The organism is Rhizobium sp. CB3090 (genome assembly GCF_029714285.1).
In the GTDB taxonomy this organism is placed as follows: Bacteria; Pseudomonadota; Alphaproteobacteria; order Rhizobiales; family Rhizobiaceae; genus Rhizobium.
Genome location: NZ_CP121662.1, coordinates 2,715,141 through 2,738,887 on the forward strand (window position 1 = coordinate 2,715,141; position 23,747 = coordinate 2,738,887).

General features: G+C 59.1%; 23 protein-coding genes. 12 read left to right on the plus strand and 11 right to left on the minus strand.

Going from position 1 to position 23,747, the window contains the following annotated elements; translation table 11 throughout:
- Positions 1-45: 45 nt before the first annotated feature.
- On the minus strand, positions 46-1,299 hold the full coding sequence (locus QA646_RS13090; RefSeq protein ID WP_283055869.1) for a sarcosine oxidase subunit beta family protein: 1,254 nt from the start codon (positions 1,297-1,299) through the stop codon (positions 46-48).
- Between the two features lie 422 nt (positions 1,300-1,721).
- Between QA646_RS13090 and rpsU the strand changes: the two genes are divergently transcribed.
- The 5 genes from rpsU (at position 1,722) to QA646_RS13115 (ending at position 6,704) form a co-directional block, all read left to right on the plus strand.
- Positions 1,722-1,934: a 30S ribosomal protein S21 gene (gene rpsU, locus QA646_RS13095; protein ID WP_003585885.1), complete on the plus strand. Its 213-nt coding sequence runs from the start codon at positions 1,722-1,724 to the stop codon at positions 1,932-1,934.
- Between the two features lie 138 nt (positions 1,935-2,072).
- Entirely contained in the window at positions 2,073-2,948 is an 876-nt protein-coding gene (locus QA646_RS13100; RefSeq protein WP_283055870.1) for a tetratricopeptide repeat protein, read from the plus strand.
- Between the two features lie 152 nt (positions 2,949-3,100).
- Positions 3,101-4,180, plus strand: coding sequence for an FAD-binding oxidoreductase (locus QA646_RS13105; protein WP_283055871.1), 1,080 nt, complete (start codon positions 3,101-3,103; stop codon positions 4,178-4,180).
- A 242-nt stretch (positions 4,181-4,422) separates the two neighbouring features.
- Positions 4,423-6,084 carry a sensor histidine kinase gene (locus QA646_RS13110; protein ID WP_283055872.1) on the plus strand — a complete coding sequence of 554 codons (1,662 nt, stop codon included), beginning with the start codon at positions 4,423-4,425 and terminating at the stop codon, positions 6,082-6,084.
- Between the two features lie 137 nt (positions 6,085-6,221).
- Positions 6,222-6,704 carry a DUF992 domain-containing protein gene (locus QA646_RS13115; protein ID WP_283055873.1) on the plus strand — a complete coding sequence of 161 codons (483 nt, stop codon included), beginning with the start codon at positions 6,222-6,224 and terminating at the stop codon, positions 6,702-6,704.
- Positions 6,705-6,790: 86 nt separating this feature from the next.
- On the opposite strand, the gene QA646_RS13120 is transcribed toward QA646_RS13115, so the two are convergent.
- The 7 genes from QA646_RS13120 to QA646_RS13150 form a co-directional block, all read right to left on the minus strand.
- On the minus strand, positions 6,791-8,185 hold the full coding sequence (locus tag QA646_RS13120; protein ID WP_283058868.1) for an NAD(P)(+) transhydrogenase (Re/Si-specific) subunit beta: 1,395 nt from the start codon (positions 8,183-8,185) through the stop codon (positions 6,791-6,793).
- Between the two features lie 10 nt (positions 8,186-8,195).
- Positions 8,196-8,594, minus strand: a complete 399-nt coding sequence (locus tag QA646_RS13125) for an NAD(P) transhydrogenase subunit alpha (protein WP_120705447.1) — start codon at positions 8,592-8,594, stop codon at positions 8,196-8,198.
- Positions 8,595-9,758 carry a Re/Si-specific NAD(P)(+) transhydrogenase subunit alpha gene (locus QA646_RS13130; RefSeq protein ID WP_283055874.1) on the minus strand — a complete coding sequence of 388 codons (1,164 nt, stop codon included), beginning with the start codon at positions 9,756-9,758 and terminating at the stop codon, positions 8,595-8,597.
- Positions 9,759-9,883: 125 nt separating this feature from the next.
- Positions 9,884-10,108, minus strand: coding sequence for an aa3-type cytochrome c oxidase subunit IV (locus tag QA646_RS13135; RefSeq protein WP_283055875.1), 225 nt, complete (start codon positions 10,106-10,108; stop codon positions 9,884-9,886).
- A gap of 180 nt (positions 10,109-10,288) precedes the next feature.
- Positions 10,289-11,044 carry a hypothetical protein gene (locus tag QA646_RS13140; protein WP_283055876.1) on the minus strand — a complete coding sequence of 252 codons (756 nt, stop codon included), beginning with the start codon at positions 11,042-11,044 and terminating at the stop codon, positions 10,289-10,291.
- A 350-nt stretch (positions 11,045-11,394) separates the two neighbouring features.
- Positions 11,395-13,698 (minus strand): EAL domain-containing protein, encoded by a 2,304-nt coding sequence (locus QA646_RS13145; RefSeq protein WP_283055877.1) that lies wholly within the window; start codon positions 13,696-13,698, stop codon positions 11,395-11,397.
- Positions 13,699-13,928: 230 nt separating this feature from the next.
- On the minus strand, positions 13,929-15,035 hold the full coding sequence (locus tag QA646_RS13150; RefSeq protein ID WP_283055878.1) for a TRAP transporter substrate-binding protein: 1,107 nt from the start codon (positions 15,033-15,035) through the stop codon (positions 13,929-13,931).
- Positions 15,036-15,319: 284 nt separating this feature from the next.
- Here QA646_RS13150 and QA646_RS13155 point away from each other — a divergent pair, with 284 nt between their 5' ends.
- Positions 15,320-16,108 (plus strand): gamma-glutamyl-gamma-aminobutyrate hydrolase family protein, encoded by a 789-nt coding sequence (locus QA646_RS13155; RefSeq protein WP_283055879.1) that lies wholly within the window; start codon positions 15,320-15,322, stop codon positions 16,106-16,108.
- Here QA646_RS13155 and QA646_RS13160 read toward each other — a convergent pair whose 3' ends face one another.
- From QA646_RS13160 to QA646_RS13170, 3 genes are all read right to left on the minus strand, one after another.
- On the minus strand, positions 16,109-17,077 hold the full coding sequence (locus tag QA646_RS13160; RefSeq protein WP_283055880.1) for a 2-hydroxyacid dehydrogenase: 969 nt from the start codon (positions 17,075-17,077) through the stop codon (positions 16,109-16,111). It lies immediately after the preceding gene.
- Positions 17,078-17,106: 29 nt separating this feature from the next.
- Positions 17,107-18,129, minus strand: coding sequence for a LacI family DNA-binding transcriptional regulator (locus tag QA646_RS13165; RefSeq protein WP_283055881.1), 1,023 nt, complete (start codon positions 18,127-18,129; stop codon positions 17,107-17,109).
- 120 nt (positions 18,130-18,249) lie between these two features.
- Positions 18,250-18,762, minus strand: coding sequence for a MarR family winged helix-turn-helix transcriptional regulator (locus QA646_RS13170; protein WP_283055882.1), 513 nt, complete (start codon positions 18,760-18,762; stop codon positions 18,250-18,252).
- Between the two features lie 86 nt (positions 18,763-18,848).
- Between QA646_RS13170 and QA646_RS13175 the strand changes: the two genes are divergently transcribed.
- The 6 genes from QA646_RS13175 (at position 18,849) to cysE (ending at position 23,352) form a co-directional block, all read left to right on the plus strand.
- Complete coding sequence (locus tag QA646_RS13175; RefSeq protein WP_283055883.1) at positions 18,849-19,640, plus strand: creatininase family protein; 792 nt, start codon at positions 18,849-18,851, stop codon at positions 19,638-19,640.
- 87 nt (positions 19,641-19,727) lie between these two features.
- A complete protein-coding gene (locus tag QA646_RS13180; RefSeq protein WP_283055884.1) occupies positions 19,728-19,982 on the plus strand; it encodes a hypothetical protein in 255 nt (84 codons plus the stop codon).
- Complete coding sequence (locus tag QA646_RS13185; RefSeq protein WP_349254252.1) at positions 19,969-20,358, plus strand: type II toxin-antitoxin system VapC family toxin; 390 nt, start codon at positions 19,969-19,971, stop codon at positions 20,356-20,358. Before QA646_RS13180 ends, QA646_RS13185 begins: the two co-directional genes overlap by 14 nt.
- Positions 20,359-20,466: 108 nt before the next feature.
- A complete protein-coding gene (locus tag QA646_RS13190) occupies positions 20,467-21,531 on the plus strand; it encodes a GTP-binding protein (RefSeq protein ID WP_283055885.1) in 1,065 nt (354 codons plus the stop codon).
- Positions 21,531-22,520: a WD40 repeat domain-containing protein gene (locus QA646_RS13195; RefSeq protein ID WP_283055886.1), complete on the plus strand. Its 990-nt coding sequence runs from the start codon at positions 21,531-21,533 to the stop codon at positions 22,518-22,520. The genes QA646_RS13190 and QA646_RS13195 overlap by 1 nt, the downstream gene beginning before the upstream one ends.
- 16 nt (positions 22,521-22,536) lie before the next feature.
- Positions 22,537-23,352 carry a serine O-acetyltransferase gene (gene cysE / locus QA646_RS13200; protein ID WP_283055887.1) on the plus strand — a complete coding sequence of 272 codons (816 nt, stop codon included), beginning with the start codon at positions 22,537-22,539 and terminating at the stop codon, positions 23,350-23,352.
- Positions 23,353-23,747: the final 395 nt, after the last annotated feature.

The window sequence follows — 23,747 nt, forward strand, 5'->3', positions numbered from 1 at the left end:
TCGGAACCTGGGAGCGGTGCCCGGAGGACGCAGAGCTGCAACTCATCAATGCGCGACGGCGGCGGCGGCGGCCTCGTCGATCAAGCGACCGGTGCGGAAACGTTCCAGATTGAGCCCGGCATTGAACTTGTGCGGCTCATCGCGGGCGATCAGGTGCGCGAAGAGATTGGCCGAGCCCGGCGTCGCCTTGAAGCCGCCCGTACCCCAGCCGCAATTGACATAGAGACCCGGCACCGGCGTCTTCGACTGGATCGCCGAACGGTCCGGCGTGTTGTCGACGATGCCGCCCCAGGAGCGCATCATCTTGACGCGACGGAACATCGGGAACAGCTCGCAGATCGCATCCAGCGTATGGGTGATGATCTGAAGGCCGCCGGTCTGGCTATAGGAATTGTACTGGTCCGTGCCCGCGCCAATGACGAGTTCGCCCTTGTCGGACTGCGAGATATAGGCATGCACGGTGTTCGACATGACGACGCAGGGGAAGATCGGCTTCAGCGGCTCGGAAACCAGCGCCTGCAGCGGGCTCGATTGCAGCGGCACGCGCACGCCGGCCATCTGCATGACGACGGTGGTATGGCCGGCCGCGGAAACGCCGATCTTCTTCGCGCCGATGAAGCCGCGCGTCGTGTCGACGCCGGTCACGCGGCCGTCGGGTCCGCGCTGGATACCGGTCACTTCGCAATTCTGGATGATGTGCACGCCGCGATCCGAGGCCGCGCGGGCAAAGCCCCAGGCCACGGCGTCGTGACGAGCCGTGCCGCCGCGGCGCTGCAGGGCAGCACCATTGATCGGGTAGCGCGCCGTCTTCGAGATATCGAGTGGAGGACAGTAAGCTTTCGCCTGCTCCGGCGTCAGCCATTCATTGTCGATACCATAGAGCCGGTTGGCATGGATATGCCGCTTGAAGGACTGCTGGTCGTGGATATTGTGCGACAGCATCATCACGCCGCGCGGCGAATACATGACATTGTAGTTAAGATCCTGAGAAAGCCCCTCCCAGAGCTTCATCGAATGCTCATAGATGTGCATGCTCTCTTCGTAGAGATAGTTCGAGCGGATGATGGTCGTGTTACGACCGGTATTGCCGCCGCCAAGCCAACCCTTTTCAAGAACTGCGACATTGGTAATGCCGTGCTCCTTGGCAAGGTAATAAGCGGCGCCCAGACCATGACCGCCGGCGCCGATGATGATGACGTCATACTCCTTACGCGGCTCCGGCGAACTCCACTGGGCCTCCCAACCCTTGTGAGCCCGCATTGCTTCCCGTGCCACGGCAAAAACCGAGTATTTACGCATTCGCCCTCAACTCCTTCAGGGATCAAGCCCTTTCGATGGGCCATACAAATCGCAAAACAAAAACCGACGCAACGGCTCTTTTGCGACGCAATCAGGACCGCCTTTCGACACGGTTAAAAAGAATAGTAAAACGGGCCGCCGTATTCCATGCCATTCTTCGGTCGGCTCGCCGCCAGCTATGGGCGTGGAGGAACAAGCGCTGCGATCCGAACATAAGCATGTCAGAAATGACATCGCCGGATCAATTCACGCTCGACAACGGCTTTTTCCTCCGTAAACTCACGATCTGGCTAGACTTTGACAAACCGATCTGTTATCTCGCCTTACCAATCGCAAGGCTGCGGCCGCGCGAACGTTATTGTTTTGCCTCCTGGCGCTGCAGTCGCCGCTGGCATCAACCAAACCAAAGGAACGTGATTCTCGTGCAGGTACTTGTCCGCGATAACAATGTCGATCAGGCTCTCCGCGCTCTCAAGAAGAAGATGCAGCGCGAAGGCATTTTCCGCGAAATGAAGATGCGCGACTATTACGAAAAGCCTTCGCAGAAGCGTGCTCGCGAGAAGGCAGAAGCTGTTCGCCGTGTTCGCAAGCTGGCACGCAAGCGTGCACAGCGCGAAGGTCTGGTCGCACGCTAATCGTCGTTTTTTCGACGTTTTCAGATGCATGTCTGGCGGGGGCGAGTCGTTTCGCCGCCGCCTTTTTGATTTATTGTCCGGGCAAACGGAATTAATCAAAACAGCCTGATATAACGCATGGGGAAAGCGAACCCGATAATGGCAATCACGACGTCCAAACAGTTCCGCTCTTCGAAACTGTCTTTTTTTGTTTCGAAGCGCGCCGCTGCCGTGCCCGCTTTGGCTCTTCTCGCTGCAATCGGCCTTTCCGGCTGCCAGACCGCCTCCACGGATACGGTGATCCGCATCGACAAGGCGCAGGGCTCTTCGGAAAACATTGCTTCGCTGACCTCGGTCATCAATGCCAATCCGCAGGATCCGGAAGGCTATAACGTCCGCGGCACGGCCTATGGCCGCGGCGGCGAATTCAGCCGCGCCCTGGCAGACTTCAACCAGGCGATCCAGCTCAATCCGAAGTTCTATCAGGCCTATGCCAATCGCGCGCTCATCTACCGCAACATGGGCAAGCTGCCGGAAGCAGTCGCCGACTATAACGCCGCGCTGCAGATCAATCCCAATTATGACGTCGCCTATATCGGCCGCGGCAATCTCTATCGTCAGTCAGGCCGCGACAATGATGCCTTCAGCGATTATTCCAAGGCGATCAGCCTCGGCACGACGGATGGCCGCGCCTATAACGGCCGCGGCGTGATCTATCAGAAGCGCAATCAGCAGGATAAGGCGATCGACGACTTCTCCAAGGCAATCTCGCTTTCGCCGAATTCGCCCGAGCCTTACAACAGCCGCGGCATCTCCTATCTCGCGCAGAACGACGACGACAACGCGTTTGCCGATTTCAACCACGCGATCGACCTCAACAACAAGGTTGCCGAATCCTGGGCCAACCAGGCCTTCGTGTATGAGCGCCGTGGCGACAAGGCTAAAGCCCGCCGTTCCTACCAGCATGCCGTCAACCTCGATCCGAGCTATCAGCCGGCCAAGGATGGCCTGGCGCGCGTCGGCGCGGGCGCCTAAAATAGTTGCTGGAAAGGCGCATGGCGCTTTTTCCGCCATAATTGCCAGAGAACAACAGTGGGCCGCCGGGCGATCATCCGCCCCGCGGCTTTTCTTTGCGCTGTTGAACGCATAGTCTCCCTGCGACCCCACATTCGGACAAGAGACGCGGCATGTCTTCCCCTCAGAAAATCATCGTCATCGGCGCCGGCATCATCGGCGCTTCCATTGCCTGGCATCTGGCGCGCAAGGGCGCATCCGTCACCGTGATCGCCGCAAATGCCGGAGGCGAGGCGACGCCGAGTTCTTTCGCCTGGATCAATGCCAGTTGGGGCAATCCCGAATTCTATTTCCCTTTCCGTCGCCGCGCGATGGCGGAATGGTCGCGGCTGGCGGCTGACCTTCCCGGCCTGCCGCTTTCCTGGTGCGGCGGGCTTTGCTGGGATCTGCCGGAAGCCGAACTGGAGGCCTATGCCGAACAGCAGGGCGGCTGGGGCTACGGATTGCGGCGGGTCGATCGGGAAGCAAGCGCTACGTTCGAACCCAATCTCGCCGATCCGCCCGCCTTCGCGCTGCACGTCGCCGAAGAAGGCGCCGTCGAGCCAGCTATCGCTGCCAATTTGCTGCTGGGGGATGCCGCCCGCCATGGCGCGACGCTGTCCTATGGCACAGAGGTCAGGCGGCTTCTGCAGGAGAACGGCAGAATCAGCGGCGTTGAAACGGCCGATGGAGCACTCCTTGCCGATCACGTCGTTCTTGCTGCCGGCGCCGGCACCGCGGCGCTCGCCGCATCCGTCGGCATCGATGTGCCGGTCGAAGCGCCGCCTGGCCTGATCGTTCATTCCCGCCCGGCCCCGCGATTTCTGAATGGCCTCGTCCTGGCGCCGGAACTGCACATGCGCCAAACAAAGGAAGGCCGGATCATTGCCGGTAGCGACTTCGGCGGTACCGATCCGGGCGACGAACCGCAAAAGGCCGCCGACGAGCTTTTTGCCAAGGTCAAAACCATGCTGCGCGGCGGCGACAGGCTCGAACTCGATTTTTATACGGTCGGCTACCGGCCAACCCCGAAAGACGGTTTCCCGATCATCGGCGGCGTCGATGCCGCGCCGGGCCTTTATCTCGCCGTCCTGCATTCCGGCGTAACGCTGGCGCCGCTTGTCGGATCGCTTGCAGCGGCGGAAATTGTCAGCGGTGATGCCGACTCCCAGCTTGCGCCATTCCGTCTGTCCCGATTTGCACCGACAGGCTAATGGCTCGTAAATCCTAACCTTAAACCGATGCCGCTCGCCTCCAAAGTGTCTGGTATCATTTACGATTTAACGGCGGTGACTTTTCATATGTTGCAACGCAATTTACCGAGCCCTAACATGGCATTTTCGGGAGCATGCTGCTCGGGTAAAAGCATGGGGGCTCGACATGGTGATCAAGACCGTTATTCCCGTTTCGGTAGACGCTTCTTATTTCTATGGTGATCCGATCGGTTGATCGCGCCATGAATAAGACGCGTTTCCCGAAAGCTTCGATTGGGGCTTATCTGATCGCCATAGCACTGGCGATTGCTTTGCCGATTCTAGCTTTCGTGGCATTGCTGCTGGTCCAGCTCGAAAACAATGAGCGCGATGTGCTGAAGCGCGATACGGTTCAGGATGCCCAGGCACTGGCACGCACCATCGATCGGCAATTGCAGGACATGGCGACGACGTTGCGACTGCTCTCCTCGTCGCCGGAACTGGAGCGCAACGATATCGCCACCTTCTTCGCCCGGACGGAGACGGTGCTGCGCACCGATTCGCTTTTCGTCCTGCTTCTGGACAAGGACGGCCAGATGCGGCTGAACACACGCTGGCCGCTCAGCAAGCCGCTCGGCAAGACCGGCAATATGGCCGCCTTGCAATCGGCGCTCAATTCGGGCCGCATCGAGGCTTCGGACGTCTTTGTGGGATCGATCATCCGCCGCTGGGTCTACAATGTCACCCTGCCGCTCGATCATTCGCCGGCCGGTGCGGCCCTGGCCATGACACAGGATGCCGATGAACTCGCCAAGCTCGTGACGACCGATGCGCTTGCGCCCGGCTGGTCGGCCGCGGTTATCGACAGTTCCGGCCATATCGTTGCAGGTAGTGGTCCTGCCAATCTTTCCCCTGGCGATCCGTTCAACAAGGATATCCTGCCGAAGCTGATCGCCTCGAGCGGCGTTTATCAGGACGAGAAGGTCCTGCCGCACTCGCTTCTCGGCTATGCGCGAATTCCCGGCTGGTCATGGAAAGCCGTCGTCTGGGGCCCCATCGCCCCGGCGCAGGCCTCGCTGATGAGCACCTGGCGCTTCCTGATCTATGGTGGCGTCACCCTGTTGTTGATCGCGGTGATTGCGGTCTACGCACTGGCCCGTCAAGTGCGCACCACCATCCAGGACATTGCCGATATGGCGGACCGCATGGGCCGGGGCGAGATCGTTTCGCCGATCGAGACCAGCGTCATCGAGGCCAATCAGATGGCCATGGCGCTTTCCAATGCATCCTTCGATCGCAGCGAAACCGAGGACCGGCTGCATTTCGTCATGCATGAGCTTGTCCACCGTACCAAGAACCTGCTCGCGCTCGCCCAGGCGATGACCCGTCAGCTCGCCCGGCAAACCGACAGCGTCGACACCTTTCAACGCGCGGTCGCCGACCGGCTGGAAGGGCTGGCGCGTTCGATCGAAGTCCTGACCAGCGAACAATGGTCCGGCGTGTCGCTGCGGCGGGTGATCGACATTCATCTGGCCACCTTCCTCCAGGGCCCGCAGCAACTCGACATCAAGGGCAGGGATTTCCTGCTCAAGCCGGAAGCAGTGCAGAATCTCGGCCTGATTCTGCACGAGCTGGCAACGAATTCGGTGAAATACGGTGCGCTCTCCGCTCCCGAAGGGAAGATCACCATCGAATGGACGACCGCGGACAGCGAGACCGGACAGATGATTCGGCTTGTCTGGACGGAAATCGGCGGCCCGATCGTCAAGACACCGACCATTACAGGCTTTGGCACGACCGTCACCAAGGCGCATGCCGCCGCTGCCTTCAGCGGCAGCGTCGAGATCGACTTCCGTCCGACGGGCCTCGTCTGGGTGCTGAACGCGCTGCGCAGCACCATGGAGCGCGAACGCGAGCGAAACTAGCGCAATCCGGGAAAAGTGCGAAAGCGGTTTTCCGTCCGGAATGCGTAAACAAAGGATAGCGCTCGGCCTCGGCCTGGAACATTCAACCGCAGGAACCGTTGCAATTTCATCATCGGTCAATCCAGAGGAGAAAGACCATGTTGAAACACATTCTTCTGGCGTCTGCGGCGCTATCCGCCGCCGTATGGGCCGCGCCTGCAGCGTCCGCAGACTACTCTACTCTCGGCACGCTCACCTGCACGTCGAAAGGATCGACAGGCATGATCATCATGTCCCAGAAAAACCTGATGTGCACGTTTGAACCGAGCGGCGGCGGGCCACGTGCGCGTTATGCCGGCATGATCCAGAAATACGGCGTCGATCTCGGCGTTACCGGTCGCAGCGTCATGGTCTGGACTGTGCTTGCCAGGACCGGCACGCCATTCACCGATATAGCGCTGGCCGGCGAATATTACGGCGTTGGCGCCGATGCCAGCGTCGCAGCCGGTGGCGGCGCCAAAGTCATCGCCGGCGGCACCAACAGAGCCTTCATGCTGCAACCCCTCAACGTCCAGGCCCAGGAGGGCGTCAACGTTGCCGTAGGGGTTGAGAAGATGACGCTGGCACCCGCTTCGATTTGAAAAAAGCCAGGGCGTTTCTCGCAAATCGCCCATATGCCGCGCTTTCGCAGCCTCTCATGACATCTCCCCGTCGGGGAGATGTATGTTCACTCGTTCATCGCCTTGACAATCTCCTCGGTGACCTTTTTGGCGTCACCGAGCAGCATCATGGTACCGTCCTTATAGAACAACGTGTTGTCGATACCGGCATAACCGGACCCGAGCGAGCGTTTGACGAAGAGGCACGTCTTGGCCTTGTCGACGTCAAGAATCGGCATGCCGTAGATCGGCGACGTCTTATCGTCGCGTGCAGCCGGATTGGTGACGTCGTTGGCGCCGATGACATAGGCGACATCGGCCTGGGCAAATTCCGAATTGATGTCTTCCAGCTCGAAGACTTCGTCGTAGGGAACATTGGCTTCGGCAAGCAGCACGTTCATGTGGCCGGGCATACGGCCGGCGACGGGATGAATGGCGTATTTCACATCGACGCCGTTTGCCTTCAGCTTGTCTGCCATTTCGCGCAATGCGTGTTGAGCCTGCGCCACCGCCATCCCATAGCCAGGCACGATGATGACTTTCGATGCATTGGCCATCAGATAGGCGGCATCCTCGGCCGAGCCGAGCTTCACCGTTTTGTCGCTGTTATCGGCGCCACTGGAAGCCGTCTCCCCGCCGAACCCTCCGAGAATGACAGAGATGAAGGAGCGGTTCATGCCTTTGCACATGATGTAGCTGAGGATCGCACCCGACGAGCCGACCAAAGCACCGGTGATGATCAGCGCCAGATTGCCGAGTGTGAAGCCGATCCCGGCCGCGGCCCAGCCGGAATAGGAGTTGAGCATCGATACGACGACAGGCATATCGGCGCCGCCGATCGGCACGATCAGCAGCACGCCAAGCGCAAGAGCCAGGGCGACGATCGCCCAGAAATCGAAGTGGCTTTCGCTGACGGCAAGGCCGGCGATGAAGAACACAATCAGCGCCAACAACACGGCGTTGATGATGTGCCGGTTCGGCAACAGGATCGGCTTACCGGACATGCGGCCGTCGAGCTTCAGGAAGGCGATGATCGAGCCGGTGAAGGTCAGCGCGCCGATCGCGACGCCGATCGCCATTTCGACGCGTGCCTCGTGATGGATCGCGCCGATGGCGCCTATGCCGAAGGATGACGGCGTATAGAGTGCCGCAGCGGCGACGAGGACAGCCGCCAGGCCGACCAGTGAATGGAAGCCGGCGACAAGTTGCGGCATAGAGGTCATCGGGATGACGCGGGCGATATAGGCCCCTGCCCCGCCGCCGATGGCGAGGCCGAGGATGATCAGCACGAAGCCGCCGAAGGAGGGCGTCGCGAGAACCAGAGTCGTGGCAATGGCGATGCCCATGCCGGCCATACCGTAGAAATTGCCGCGGCGGCTGGTGGCCGGATGCGACAGGCCGCGCAGAGCCAGGATGAACAGCACGCCGGAGACGAGATAGAGGAAGGCCGCGATATTGCTCAGCATGCCGCCCTCACTTGTCTTTCTTCTTGTACATCGCCAGCATGCGCTGGGTGACAAGGAAGCCGCCGAAGATATTGACCGAGACGAGCACCAGCGCCACGAAGCCGAAACCGGTGGCAAGCCCGCTGGCGGAAATGCCGACCGCCAGAAGCGCACCAACGACGATGACCGAGGAAATCGCATTCGTCACCGCCATCAACGGCGTATGCAAGGCCGGGGTCACCGACCAGACGACGTAATAGCCGACGAAGATCGCCAATACGAAAATCGCCAGTTGGAAAACGAAGGGATCGATTGCACCGCCCGAGACTGCGCTGACGGATTCCGGCGCCTGGGCAGCAGCGGTCATCACAGCGTTGACGGCGTCATCCAGTTGCTGGAGCGCCTGATCCATTGCTTGGCTGGCCATCTAGAGATCTCCCTTGTTGACCGTCGGCTGATCCGGGTCGACGAAGTTCGGATGCACGACTTCGCCCCCGTCGGTCAGCATCGTCGCCTTGATCAGCTCATCGGCCCGGTTGAGCCCGAGACTCTTGCTGTTCTTGTCGACCATCGTTTCCAGAAAGGTGACGAGGTTCTTGGCATAGAGCGCAGACGCGCTCGCTGGAATACGACCAGCCAGATTGGGATAACCGATCACCTTGACCCCCTCGACATCGGTAACGGTCCCGAATTCGACACCCTCGATATTGCCCCCACGCTCGACGGCAAGGTCGACGGCAACTGCGCCGGGGCGCATCGCCTTCAGCATTTCGCGGCTGACAAGCCGGGGCGCCGGGCGGCCGGGAATCAGGGCCGTGGTGATGACGATATCCTGCTTGGAGATATGTTCGGCAACGAGGGCGGCCTGCTTGGCCTGATAGTCTTTCGACATCTCCTTGGCATAGCCGCCGGCCGTTTCCGCCGCCTTGAACTCTTCGTCCTCGACGGCAACGAATTTCGCGCCGAGCGAAGCGACCTGCTCCTTGGCCGCAGGGCGAACGTCGGTGGCCGAGACCTGCGCGCCCAATCGCCTCGCTGTGGCGATCGCCTGCAGGCCCGCGACGCCGGCACCCATGACGAAGACCTTCGCCGCCGGCACAGTTCCGGCTGCCGTCATCATCATCGGCAGGGCCCGGTCATAAACCGCGGCTGCCTCGATCACCGCCTGATAGCCGGCAAGATTGGCCTGCGACGACAGCACGTCCATCGACTGCGCACGGGTGATGCGCGGCATCAGCTCCATGGCAAAGCTCGTTAGCCCGGCCCGCGCCATGGCGGCGAGCGCCGCTTCATTGCCATAGGGATCCATGATGGCGATTACGATCGCACCGCTCTTGTAGCCGGCGATCTCTTCCTCGGTCGGCCGGCGCACTTTGAGAATGACATCGGCCTGGGCGGCATCCCAAACAGAGCCGATCCGCGCGCCGACGGCCTCGTATTCGTCGTCTGAAATGCGTGACAGAACGCCCGCACCGGCTTCGACCACAATGTCGAAGCCAAGGCCTTTCATTTTCTTCGCCGTTTCGATGGACGCCGCGACACGTGTCTCATCCGCCACGGTCTCCTTGGCGACAAAAACCAGATTGCCCAACGATACCACCTCGCGTCAAACGACAGCGCTACTGGATACAGCAGCACAATAGCCTGCAGAATCAGGCCGGAATTCCGGGGAAGGTGCGGGCCGGACGGCCCTGCATCGATCAGCGCGCTCGAATATCAGCGCACGAGCATGGTGCCGACGATTGATAGAACAATGAAAATAAGCAGACCGCCGAGGAAGCCGGCATGGCCGAAGAAACCAGCCGCCATCGCTATCAGAAGCGCGGCGACGATTGCCGATCCGGCTCTGGCGACCAAAAGAAACCCATGGTAGGTCTTGTCATGCTCCTTATAGTCCATCGGAGCACCGGTTTCGACCGGTCCGGTATGATGTTCGGCCATTCAAAAATCTCCCCTCAATCCGCTCCCCGACCGGCCTTGCAATCGCCTGTCGGCTGGAGTTCAGCCTCGAAAGCCGCGGTGGATCTGGAAGAAACACCGCGGCCGAATTTCCTCAATCGAGGCGTTACATAAAGCGGCGAAAAATGCAATGCACGAGAACGCCGCAGAGGCTGGATAGCCTTAGCCGAGTTGCTGCCGGCCGGCGGCGCGGCTGCCTGCAGCCAATCGCGCCGTCGGCAGAACGGTTAACGGATGCGTACCGCCTTCAGCGCCGCGGGAGAACATCATCCGCCGCTCATAAGGCTCCGAATCAAAAAATGGGTATCGCTGCATCAACTTGCCGCGAATCTCTTTCGACCGTGAAGCAAGCAGCGTCAGTTCGAAACCATAGGTCTCCGTCATACGCGGTGGCACGATAGTATCGGCGTAGAAGACACGTTTGTAGAATGCGGCATGCGCCGGGCGGATATGTTGCATGACGCGATCGGTATCGAAATAAATGGCGCCCACGATTGCCGGTCTCAGCGTCAAATAAGGCAAAGCCGGCATTTCAAGCTCGAAATCGGGATCGATAGCGAAACGCGCCGGATCGATCAGCGTCATGCCGGCATCGAGAAAGGCATGGATCTCATCGGGAAAAATGCCGGTTGACTGGCAAACGCGATGATCCGGCGTGACATGATGTATCCGCACGGTACTCACCAGCTCTTCATAATAGTAGACGCCGAAAACATAGGCCTGCTCGTCGAAATCGATGTCGTCGATCATGCTCTTGGCGGCAATCGGCAAAACCGCACGCGCTTTGTAGGCCTTGTAGCGCAACCGGGCGACATCCTCCATGTCCTCGCTGCTCTCGATCCGGCGGTATTCAACATGATCAAGCACCTCCATTAGCTTGCCGGCGAAGCTATCTCTCAAAGTACTCATATAAGACATGGTTCGTTACTCACAATTTTAACGGACCATTATTGGTATTAAGAGAAAAATTGATCAATATTAGATTTAATTTTTAATAATTATTTGTTCATTAAGGTTAATTTTTTGATTACCGATACCGGTATAGATTCGAATATTCACAAGTTCTTATTTATTAATTGTTGTAGATTTACTGGCCGTCCCATCCATTTTGCTGGAAGGAACCTAACGTTACGGCAGGTAAGGAAGTATCGGCGGCAGAAATGCCTGCCCGACATCAAAAATAGGAGAGTTACACTGGAAAGCTTGAGTTCGGCCCGACAGCCGCGGTAAGCACGAAAAGCGCTCTCGATTGGCCGCCCGGGCGAGGTCTAAGCCACATTATCCTGCCGTATGGCCGGCTGGTGGCGGCCGATATTGTCCACCATCTCGACGATGCTATCCTGAGGCACAGGAACTGAAAACACATAGCCCTGGACGATGTCGGCCAATTCGTATTTTTCGATGAGCGATAGTTGCTCCGGCGTTTCCACGCCCTCGATAACGATTTCCAGGCTAAGAGCCCGTGAAAGATCGGCAATGCCGCACAGGAGCTTGAAACGGCGGCTGTCGGTGGTGATGTCGCGTACGAAAGAGCGGTCGATCTTGACGATATCCACGGGCAGCGTGTCGAGATAGCTGAGGCTGGAGAAGCCGGTACCGAAATCATCGATGGCGATGGTGATGCCCTTGGCGCGCAGATCGGTCAGAATGGACCGAACGGTCGCGAGTTCATCCATCAAGCAGCTTTCGGTGACTTCCAGATGCAGTCGTGACGGGTCCAGCCCCGATGCATCGAGCGCATCCATGACCATGGCGACGATATCGTTGCTGCGCAGGTCCTGTGCTGAAAGATTGACAGAAACCGAGATCGCCTGCGGCCAGGTGGCGCAGTCGCGGCAGGCCTGATTGAGCATGAAGCGGGTGATGCCGGTCACGATGCCCATTTCCTCGGCGATCTGCACGAAGACGTTCGGCGGAATCGAGCCCTTTTCCGGATGCACCCACCGCGACAGGGCCTCACAGCAATCGATGCGACTGCCATCCGGCGAGAACATCGGTTGATAGACGGCATGCAGCTTGCCGCCCTCGATCGCCTCGCGCAGATCCTCTTTCAGTTTCTGCCGCTCGACATAGCGGGCATCCATTTCTTGCTCGAAGGCGGAGCATCCACCCTTCATCCGCGATTTGGTTTCGAACAGCGCCAGATCGGCCTTGATCTGCCACTCCTCCGGACGGAACTCGCGGCTCGACATGGTCACATAACCGCCGCTGAAGGAAACGCGGAGGCTATTGCGATCGACATCGTAGGAGCCGGCCATGGCGGCATGCAGCGCACGGATGCGGCTGTCCAGATCCGGCTCGCCGTCCTCATTCGGGAAAAACAACACGAATTGATCCCCGACGAGGCGAGCGGAAAGCGCCATGTCTCCCGCCGTCTCCTTCAGCCGCGCGGCGATGGCGACCAGCAGCCGATCGCCGATGAAATGCCCTTTGGTATCATTGACGTGCTTGAAATCATCCACATCCAGAACCAGAAGACCGATCTGCCCCTCTCCGGCGCGAGCGGCCAGCTTTTCCTTTACCGTGTCGACGAAATATTCGCGGTTGGGCAAGCCGGTCAGCGGATCGAAACGCACCATATGCAGGATCTTGCGCTCAGCGCGAATGCGTGGCGTCACATCCTCGAAAATCAGAATGACAATGCCGTCGGCACGTCGGCTTGCCGAAAATTCCAGAAACAGATCCTCATTGAATTGAATGAGGGTGCGTGACAGCGAGCCGCTGACGAGCTGCGCCATCTGCCGCTGGATCAGGCCGGGCAGTGAGCCGTCGATAAACGCATGGCGGGCGCCGTAGCGCAGCACGACATCGAACTCGCAATCCCTGAGCTGTTCCTGATGCGCCAGGTTCAAGAGCTCGCAGGCTTTGCGGTTCACCACCAGGATGCGATTGTCGGCATCGAGCATGAACAGACCATGCGTCATGTTGTTGAGCGCCGTGTCAAACCGGTCGGCAATCAACGATATCTCACGCGAAGCGATGACATTCTTATAGAGAAATTCGCGCACGCCATTGGCCATCGAGCGCGTCGTCAACCCGAAGGGCACGAGCATGATGGATACGATGGATTTGTAAAGCTGTTCCGACATCAGACAGGCGATGATGATCGGCAGGCAGCAGGCCATGGTCTGCAGGTCGATCGCCTTCTGCGAACCATAATTGCGGCCGACGATCGACACCATCGACGCCATGGTCACGGCAATGCAGATGAACTCCGCCAATGGATCCTGGACGATCAGGATCGCATAGCCGCTGCCGATGCCGAGAATGCCCGCCGTTCCTGCGGCGCCGAGCACATAGCGCGTTTCCCAATGAGCGATATCGGTACGCGAAAAGGCATGTTTATTGGCTGCGTCGAACTGCCAGAAGGAATACATGCGGAAAGCGAAAACGGCGACAAAGGCGAGGCAGAGACCGAGATAGATGCCGGCATCCGTGCTCAGAAACACGATGACATACGTCAGGACGTGAACGAACACACCCGTAAACAGCGTCTTACGGTTTCCGAAAAGCGAACTTACGAACGACAGATAAACATCCGTCGGCACGGTGTCCGGGCTTTGAGGCTTCATTCAGAGTTCCCCTGATGCGGCAGGCACTCTAGTTGAAACTTTTTAAAATTTGATTGCCCAAATAGGAGGTATCTGGATGGATTTTCTAATTATCTCGGTTACTTACACTAATTTTGAGTGAGATTTTGCATCGTATTCGTGCAATCAGTTAAAACTTATTCTACTCAAGCTATATTTCTTCAATAATCAATCACTAAAACACAAATCGGTGAAATTAAGGGCACGACCGGTCAGAGTTTGCCCGCCCTCTGCTGGATCATCATGAAGGTATCGAAGGTATATTCGGAAAGCTGCATCCAGAGATAGGCATCCTTCTTGTAAGCAACCTGATCGTCATAGATCCGCTTGAAATAATTGTTCGATTTCGAGAGATCGGCATAAATTCCCATAGCCGCCTGGAAACATGCCTCGAGAATTTCCTGACTGAACGGGCGCAACGTCACGCCCTGCTTGACGATTTCCTTCAATGCCTGCGGATTTTTCACATCGTATTTCGCCAGCATGTTGGTGTTGGCGAAAGCGCAAGCATCCGCAAGGATCGTCTGATAAGTCTTCGGCAGCGCGTTCCATTTTTCCAGATTGAAGAAGGCGTGCACGACAGCCCCCCCCTCCCACCATCCGGGATAATAATAATATTTGGCGATCTTCTGGAAACCGAGTTTCAGATCGTCATAGGGGCCGACCCATTCCACCGCGTCGATGGCGCCTTTGTCCAGCGCGGCGTAGATGTCATTGATGGGGATATCCTGTTGTGGCACGATGCCGATCTTTTCGATGACCTTTCCGGCCAGGCCGGCAATGCGCATCTTCAGACCCTTGAGATCGTCCAGCGTATTGATCTCCTTACGGAACCAGCCGCCCATCTGCACACCGGTATTGCCCGCCGGCAGGCCGAAAATGCCCTGCGTGGCATAAAACTCGTTCATCAGCTTGTTGCCGTTGCCCTGGTAGAACCAGGCATTGCTGAGTCGGGCGTTGAGGCCGAAAGGCAGAGCGGTGCCGATGGCATAGGTCGGGTCCTTGTTCCAGAAGTAATAGGAACAGGTGTGCGCCGCATCGACCGTCCCGGCGCTCACCGCGTCGGCGGCCTGCGCGCCAGGCACGATCTCACCGGCTTCAAAGGTCTGGATAACGAAATTGCCGCCTGTCGCGTCCGAAACATGCGTCGCGATGTCCTCCACGCCGCCATAGATCGTATCCAGGCTCTTCGGAAAGGAAGAGGTCATCTTCCAATTGATCTTCGGATAGTCTTGAGCCACAGCGGGACTGGCGAGCGCCGAGGCAGCCGCGCCTGCGCCAACCGCTCCGGCCCGCCTGATGAACGAACGGCGATCCATCGAAACCTCCGTGCAGATGGCGTTGCGGGAAACATGCTCTCCCGATAATGGCGCAAGCAATGGAGCTAATCACGCCATGCCTTGTCTTTCAAGGTTGCTTTTGCACTGCATTATGGCGATTCCTGTACATCGTCATGACGAACGGAAACAAAGCCTCCCCGCAACCAGTCCGCGTTGCCGAAGAGCCGCCCTTCGCGTAGATTTGACCGGCCGCGGCATTGACACCATATTCGTATTGGGGTCTCCACCGATCCCAACAGTTTCGCATTTCTCCGGAGCCTTTCATGCCCAGACCGATCATCGCCATTCCCGCCGATTTCCGCGAATTCGATAGTGTGACCTGGCAGGCGGTGCAGCAACAATATATCCGGGCGGCCGTCAAAGCTGCGGAAGTGACGGCACTGATTGTCCCCGCGCTGGAAGACGGCAACGACATCGACGCCATTCTCGACCGAGTGGACGGCCTGCTTGTCTCCGGTTCCGCCAGCAATGTACATCCCTCGCTCTACGGCAAGGAAGCGCGCGAGAGTGACGGCCCCTTCGATACGGCCCGAGATGCCACCGCGCTGCCGCTCATTCGTCGTGCCATCGATCGGGCCATTCCGATGCTCGCCATCTGTCGCGGCATTCAGGAATTGAATGTTGCATTGGGCGGCACGCTCGCCAGCGAAATCCATGAACAGCCGGGCACTTGGGATCACCGCAGGCCGCAGAATGTCGATCGTGACACGATGTATTCGATCCGCCAAAGCGTGTTCGTTAAGGAAGGCTCCTGCATTGCCGGCGTTATTGGTCCCGGCGAAGTGCGCGTGAACTCGCTGCACCGTCAGGCGATTGCCGAAACGGCGCCGCGGCTGCAGGTGGAGGCCGTCGCCGAAGACGGCACGATAGAAGCAGTCTCGGTCATCGACGCCAAGGCCTTCGCCGTGGGCGTGCAGTGGCATCCGGAATATTGGGCGGAAACGGATTCGCCTTCGCGCAAGCTGTTTGCCGCCTTCGGCGATGCCGTGCGCGATTATGCGGCGAGCAAGGAGCAGCATTCAGCCACCCCTCGCCACCACGAGGCGGTTTGATCAAACTTTTGATTTAACCGGGGTTTCCGGCACCGGCGTCAGCGCGGCGCCGCTGCCGAACCATGCGATGATATTGTCCGTCACGAGATCTGCCATGGCATTGCGCGTCGGCACGGAGGCGGATGCAACATGCGGCAGCAGCGAGATATTCGGAAGGGAAAGATAGCCCGCAGGAACGTTCGGCTCATCGTAGAAAACATCGAGGCCGGCAGCGCCAAGCGTCCCATTCCGAAGGGCAGCGATCAGCGCATCGTCATCCACCGACCAGCCGCGCCCGACATTGATGAACACGCCCTGCGGTCCGAGCGCCGACAGGATCTCGGCGTTGATGACCTTGTGCGTCTCGGGCGTCTTCGGCACGATGGAGATCAAGGTATCCACCGATTGCGCCATCTCCTTCAGGGTCGGATAGTAGTCGTAAGGCAGCGAGTCGCGCGGGGAGCGTGTGTGATAGCCGATCTTCACCTTGAACGGCTCCAGCCGTCTGGCGATCTCCAGGCCGATGCGCCCGAGACCGTAGATGCCGACACGCCGCCCCTTCAGGGAGAAGGGCGAGAGCGGAAAGGGCCCTTCCTTCACCCAGCGCCCCTCGCGCAGCCAGCTTTCCGCTTGCGGAAATTGCCGCAGCGTATTCAACAGCAAGGCAATCGCCGTATCGGCTACCTCATCGTTGAGCACATCCGGCGTGTTCGTGACCACGATGCCCTTCGAAGCAGCATGCCCGACATCGATGCCGTCATAGCCGACACCGAAATTGGCGATGACTTCGATATTGGGGAAAGCATCCATCCACACGGCGTCGAAACCGCCCGACACCGCCACGCCACGCACACGCGCCGCCGTTTCCGCATCGACTTTCGGGCTCTCGCCGTGACCGAGCGCGACGATATCGAAGCGGCCTTTGAGCGTTTCGAGAACGCGCGGGTGTATCTTCCCCGGAACGAGGACGGCGATGCGATTATCGGACATGATCTTTCCTCTTGAAGAGCGGGTCGGCGCTATTGGCGCGCCTGGTAGGGAGATGTCGATTGACGGATGCGCATTTCCGGCTTGATGAGATGAATACCATCCGGCTCATGGCTGCCAGCCAGCCTATCCAAAAGCGCACGCGCCGCAAGCCTTCCGACCTCGGCCTGACCGTTCCAAACCGTCGTCAGCGCCGGCGTCGCGATCGCCGCCTCCTCCAGATCGTCATAGCCGGTAACTGAAATATCCTTGCCCGGCACGAGGCCGGCGCGGGAAATACCGTTCATCAAACCAATGGCCACGAGATCGTTCCAGCAGACGGCAGCCGTCGGCTTCTGCGGCAATGATAGGAGATGTACCGCCGCCTCGAACCCGCCCTGCTTGGAGCGGGCGCCGGGAATGCGGAGGTCGGGATCGACCTCGATGCCCGCTTTGCGCAGGGCGTTTACATAGCCTTGATAGCGGTCACGGCCGGTCGAGGTCTGGTCCGTACCGCCGATCATCGCGATGGTGCGATGACCGAGGCTGATCAGATGATTCGTTGCGAGCGAAATGCCGTAGCTGTCATCGCCGCGAAAGGTCGGAAGGTCCAGCCCCTCCATCGAACGGGCGACGAGGATGGCCGGCATGCCGTTTTCCTCCGCCAGGTCGAAATCCTCCGCCGGCGTGCCGATCGCCGGCGACATGATGATGCCGTCGCCGCCAAGCTGCAGCAGAGTCTCGACGAAGGTCCGCTGCTTCTCGACCGAATCGTAATGGTTGGAAAGGATGAAGGTATGGCGGCTGCGGTCGAGCTCGCTTTCGATTGCCTTCAGGATTTCGCCGTAGAACGGGTTCATGATGTCATGGACGACCACGCCGATAATCCCGGATCGCGATGTCCTCAGACTCGCCGCGCGGCGGTTGTAGATATAGCCGAGAGTGCGCGCCTGATCCTTGATCTTCTCGCGCGTGTTCACCGCCACCAGGGGACTGTCGCGTAAGGCAAGGGATACGGTCGCCGTTGAAATACCCAGCGTTTCAGCGATAGTAGAAAGCTTTATCTTTTGCGCCATGCGCTCCCCTCCCCGTGAAACGCAGCCAGATATGCGATCCCGGCGTCTCACGATTCCGGAATTTAAAAACTTTAATTAAAAGCTTAAACCGCCGCGCGCAACTCGAATCCTTGGGGTTTCTCAGAATTCCCCATCATCTTCGTCATTGTCGCCAGCCTGAAGATTGCCATCAATCGCCTTCAACAGGCGCACGAGCGAACGGACATCCTTCTCCGAAAAACCGCGCGTGGCAAGCTCGTCGCAAGATGCCGCCGAACTTGTGATCTCTGTGACGCTGCTGCGCCCGGCCTCGGTGAGATAGACCTTTGTCAACCGGGCGTCCGCGGCATCGGGCCGCCGCTCGACGAAGCCCTGCGCTTCCATGCGCCCGATCGTGCGGGTCATGGTCGGCGCCTTGACGCCGAGCTTTTGCGCCAGCGTCCCCGCCGGCAGGCCATCGCTCTCCGCCAGTGCAAGGATGACGCCATCCTGGCCCGCGTAAAGACCGCTTGCCGTCAGGTTGCGCGTCAGGACCGTGCGCATGGAGCGTGCCGCCTGCGTCAATGCCGGCGACAAATCGGCAAGCGTGTAGTCGCCGTGATCCTTCTTCTTACCCGACTTACCTTTTTTTCCGTCCTTGTTCTTCTTACCCATCGTGATTCCGTTGATCTTTCCGCCGCTGCAGCATCACGGTATGACATTGCGCAGGTTACTGACATAAACAAGAGGCACATCCGCAGATGGCACAGCCTATGGCGCGTTTCGATGACAATGATAGGACGCTGACGCCAACGGACCGGGCAAATTGGATCGCCGTCCTGCCGCTCGGTGCCCATGAACAACACGGCCCCCACCTGCCTTTCGAGACCGACACCTTGATTGCGGCAGGCATCGTCAATCGCCTGAAAGCCGCGCTGCCAGCCGATTTGCCTGTCACTTTTTTGCCCGAGGAGCCGATCGGCTATTCCATCGAGCATATGGATATCGCCGGCGCCAAGACACTCGCCTTCGACGAAGCTGTCAATCGGTGGCTTGGTATCGCCGAAAACATGCATCATCTCGGCATCCGCAAATTCGTCATGCTGAATGCTCATGGCGGCAATTCGCCTCTGATGACCATCGTCGCGACCGAGGCGCGCGTCCGCTTCAACATGCTCGCGGTCGCAACGAGCTGGACCCGCTTCGGCGTGCCGGAAGGGCTGATCGCGCCGGAGGACAAGGCCATCGATATCCACGGCGGCGACATCGAAACCTCGGTCATGCTGGCGATCTGCCCGGAGAAAGTCGACATGACCAAGGCTGCGAATTTTCTTTCGCGGCAATCCGATTTCATCGAGCGCTTCAAGCATCTGCGCGCTTATGGGCCGCACGCCTTTGGCTGGAAAATGTCCGACCTTAGCGCAGTGGGCGTGGCAGGCAATGCGGCGGCTGCAACGGCGGAGAAAGGCGAGCGGTTGATCGCCCATGCCGTGAAGGGCTTGGTGGAGTTGTTGACGGATGTCGATCGATTCGATGTGGAGGCGTTGAGATAGCCGATCACTTGTATCAAGTGGTACAATCTATCATCTTATTGAGAATTCCCTTTCTCCACCGGGAGGCGGACATGCATATTTCCCTCGATGATGCTGAGGGCCAGCTCAAAGAATTGGTTCGCCTTGCCCAAGCAAGGCGAAGAAATCGTGCTGGCGCAGGACGGCCTGCCGGCTGCGCGCATACAGCCGATGAAAAAACCCATGACCTCTGAAGAAAAGCACGTCTTCTCAAGAAATTACAGGAGGAAGTCCGGAAGAAAGATCTTCCTCCAGGCCCCGATGCTGCCAGAAGCCAAGATTTTCTGTACGATGAATATGGCTTGCCCAAGTGATCGTTGTTGATACGTCAGCTCTTGTTGCAATGCTTGCAAATGAATTGCATGCCGCCGCTTGCGAGGCGGTGTTTCAAAATGAGCATCGTATCCTCATTTCCGCTGGAACAATGCTTGAAGCGCTCATTGTAGCGACGCGCCGCGGCTTCGAGAAGCAAATGCGGGAGCTTTTAACATCTCCCGCTTTAGAGATCATCGAAGTTACGTCGGAACGAGCGGAGCGTGCCGCAGATGCGTATTCACGTTGGGGCAAAGGCATCCATCCCGCTGGCCTTAATTACGGCGATTGCTTCGCCTATGCGACCGCTAAGGAATATGGCTGCCTCTTCTCTTCGTCGGAAATGATTTCTCCCAGACCGACATTGAACTCGCCGCCCCAAACCTAATGTGATCTTATAACATACAAAAGCCTTTGAACTGGCGCCGTCGACTCCTTATATGGAACCCGATCACTTTCCCGCTCTCCGGGCAAACTCCCGTATTTCGAGGCTCCCATGACCGAAACAGCCACGCAGAAGCCCATTCCCGTCACCGTCCTGACCGGCTATCTCGGCGCCGGTAAGACGACGCTGCTGAACCGTATCCTCTCCGAAAACCACGGTAAGAAATATGCCGTCATCGTCAACGAGTTCGGCGAGATCGGCATCGACAATGATCTGATCGTGGAATCCGACGAAGAAATCTACGAGATGAACAATGGCTGCGTCTGCTGCACGGTCCGCGGAGACCTGATCCGTGTCGTCGAGGGCCTGATGCGCCGTCCCGGTCGTTTCGACGGCATCATCGTCGAGACCACCGGCCTCGCCGATCCGGTTCCCGTCGCTCAGACCTTCTTCATGGATGACGATGTCCGCGCCAAGACCGAGCTCGACGCTGTGGTGGCACTTGTTGATGCCAAACATCTGCCGCTGCGCCTGAAGGACAGCCGCGAGGCGGAAGACCAGATCGCCTTTGCCGACGTCGTCGTCATCAACAAGTCCGATCTCGTCTCCGCGGAAGAGCTGGCTCAGATCGAAGACATCGTCCGCGCAATCAATCCGGCTGCCCGCGTCTACAAGACAACTCGCTCCGGCGTCGATCTCGCCCGCGTTCTGAACCAGGGCGCTTTCAACCTCGAGCGCGCGTTGGAAAACGATCCGCATTTCCTCGAGCACGGCCATGACGACCATGTCTGCGGCCCGGATTGCGATCATCACGACCATGATCATGACCATCATCACCATGATCACGACCATCATGGCCTTTCGGCCATCCATGACGTGACGGTGCAGTCGGTCTCGCTGCGCGGCGGCGAGATGAATCCGGAGCGCTTCTTCCCGTGGATCCAGAAGGTCACACAAACGGACGGCCCGAACATCCTGCGCCTCAAGGGCATCATCGCCTTCAAGGGCGACGCGGAGCGCTATGTCGTCCAGGGCGTGCACATGATCATCGAGGGCGATCACCAGCGTCCTTGGAAGGATGGCGAAAAGCATGAGAGCCGCCTGGTCTTCATCGGCCGCGAGCTTGACCGCGAAAAGCTGGAAAAGAGCTTCAAGGCCTGCGAGGCTGCCGCCTGATGCCGACTGTTGCTCCGCTTGATATCGACGGCCATGTTCTGGCCGTCGAATTTTTAGGTGATACCCCCTTCTTCGCCAGCGCCGCCGGCGCGATCCATCGGCTGGAAGGCGGCGAGAAGGTGACCGAAGGCCATCAGGGCATGCTTACCTGCATTCGCGATCCTCACAGCGATAGCCTGATTTCCGGCGGCGAGGACGGCAAGGTTCTCCGGATTGCCGCTGACGGCGGCGTTACCGTGCTTGCCGAAGCGCCGCGCAAATGGATCACCCAGGTCGCCGCCGGCCCCCAGGGCGCAGTTGCTTACGCATATGGCAAAAGCAGCTTCGTGCGGCTGGCAGACGGTTCCATCAAGGAATTTGCCGAGGAGCGCACCGTAGAAGGGATCGCTTTCGCGCCGAAAGGCCTGCGCATCGCAGTCGCGCGCTATAACGGCGTGTCACTGCACTGGGTCGGAATGGCGGCGCAGCCGATCAATCTGGAATGGAAGGGCGCCCATACTGGCGTCACCTTTTCTCCCGACGGCCAGTTCGTCGTCACCACCATGCAGGAAAACGCGCTGCACGGCTGGAAGATGGACACGAAGCCCGGCGCCGAGGCCCGGCATATGCGCATGACCGGCTATCCTGCCAAGGTGAAATCGCTCTCCTGGTCCAACAAGGGCAAGTGGCTCGCCTCCTCCGGCGCACCGGCTGCGATCGTCTGGCCGTTTCAGGGCAAGGACGGCCCGATGGGCAAGGCACCGCTGGAACTCGGCACCCGCGGCAACATCATGGCGACGTCGGTCAAGTTTCATCCCGTGGAAGATATCCTGGCGATCGGCTTCATTGACGGCATGATCCTGGCGGTGCGTATCGGCGACGCCAAGGAAGCGCTCTTGCGCCGCCCTGGCAAGGGCGCGATCACCTCCATGAGCTGGAGCAAATCCGGCAAGCTACTCGCCTTTGCCTCCGAGGCCGGCGATTGCGGCGTGGTTGACGTTTCCGCTTGACGAGAAAGATAGGACCATGTCCCAGACAGGAACGGCAGTCGCCGGACATTCCCCTGCCCCAGCCGGCAGCGTCTGGGACGTGATCCGCCACGAGGCAGCCGATCTCGCCAGCCGCGAACCGACGCTCCGTCCGCTGCTCGCAGCGCAGATCATCGCAACGCAGTCGAACGCCGAAAGCCTCTCCAACGTCTTGGTCGCCCGGCTTTCCGTCGCAAAGATTAAAACCGACGATCTTTTCGCCCTGTTCCATGATGTGCTGACGCGGTACATCACGATCCTGCAGGCGACGGAGGCCGATCTCGTCGCGGTCCGCGCCCGCGATCCCGCCTGCACGACCTATCTGCATGCGCTGTTGAACCTCAAAGGCTTCCACGCCCTACAGACCCATCGCATTGCCCATGCGCTCTGGACGCAAGGCCGGCCGGAAATCGCCAGTTGGCTTTCCAACCTGGCCTCGCTCGTCTTCGGCCCGGATATTCATCCGGCGGCAAGGATCGGCTCGGCTATCATGCTCGATCATGGCTCCGGCATCGTCATTGGCGAGACCGCCGTCATCGAGGATGAAGTCTCGATCCTGCAGAACGTAACCCTCGGCGGCACCGGCAAGGAAACCGGCGACCGGCATCCGAAAATCCGCCATGGCGTGATGATCGGCGCCGGCGCAAAGATCCTCGGCAACATCGAAGTGGGCGCCTTCAGCAAGGTTGCAGCCGGTAGCGTCGTGGTGAAGCCGGTCCCGGCCCACTGCACCGTCGCCGGCGTTCCCGCAACGGTCGTCCGCATCCATCGCGCCGAAGAGATTCCGGCTGAGACGATGGATCAGAATATCTAAATCGACGCGCCGCGGCCTTGCGGCCGGCCCTCTTGGTTCGAGGCCCCGCCGCCATCGCTACGCTCCGGCGTCAGTGCACCTCACCATGAGAGCGGAGTGAGCGCCAGTATTTGAAAATCAAATGGCTTTCTCTCTGTTTCAAACACTGAGCTGTTTGAGCGGCGGAGCGAGAGGAGGAGCCCTCATGGGAGGTCCACAGGGCCGTCTCGAACCACGGGGGCGGATGAGGGAACTCGTCTTTCCTGTTTAAATTAGCACGTGACATAAGGTAGCATTGCCGCTTTTCCCGACAGGCGCTCTCCATTGCTTATCGCCCCCATCGCAGAATCAAACCTTTGTCGCCGCCATGCTCGACGAAAGTGAAATCCCTTCGCCGCACCCTTCACTGAACTGTC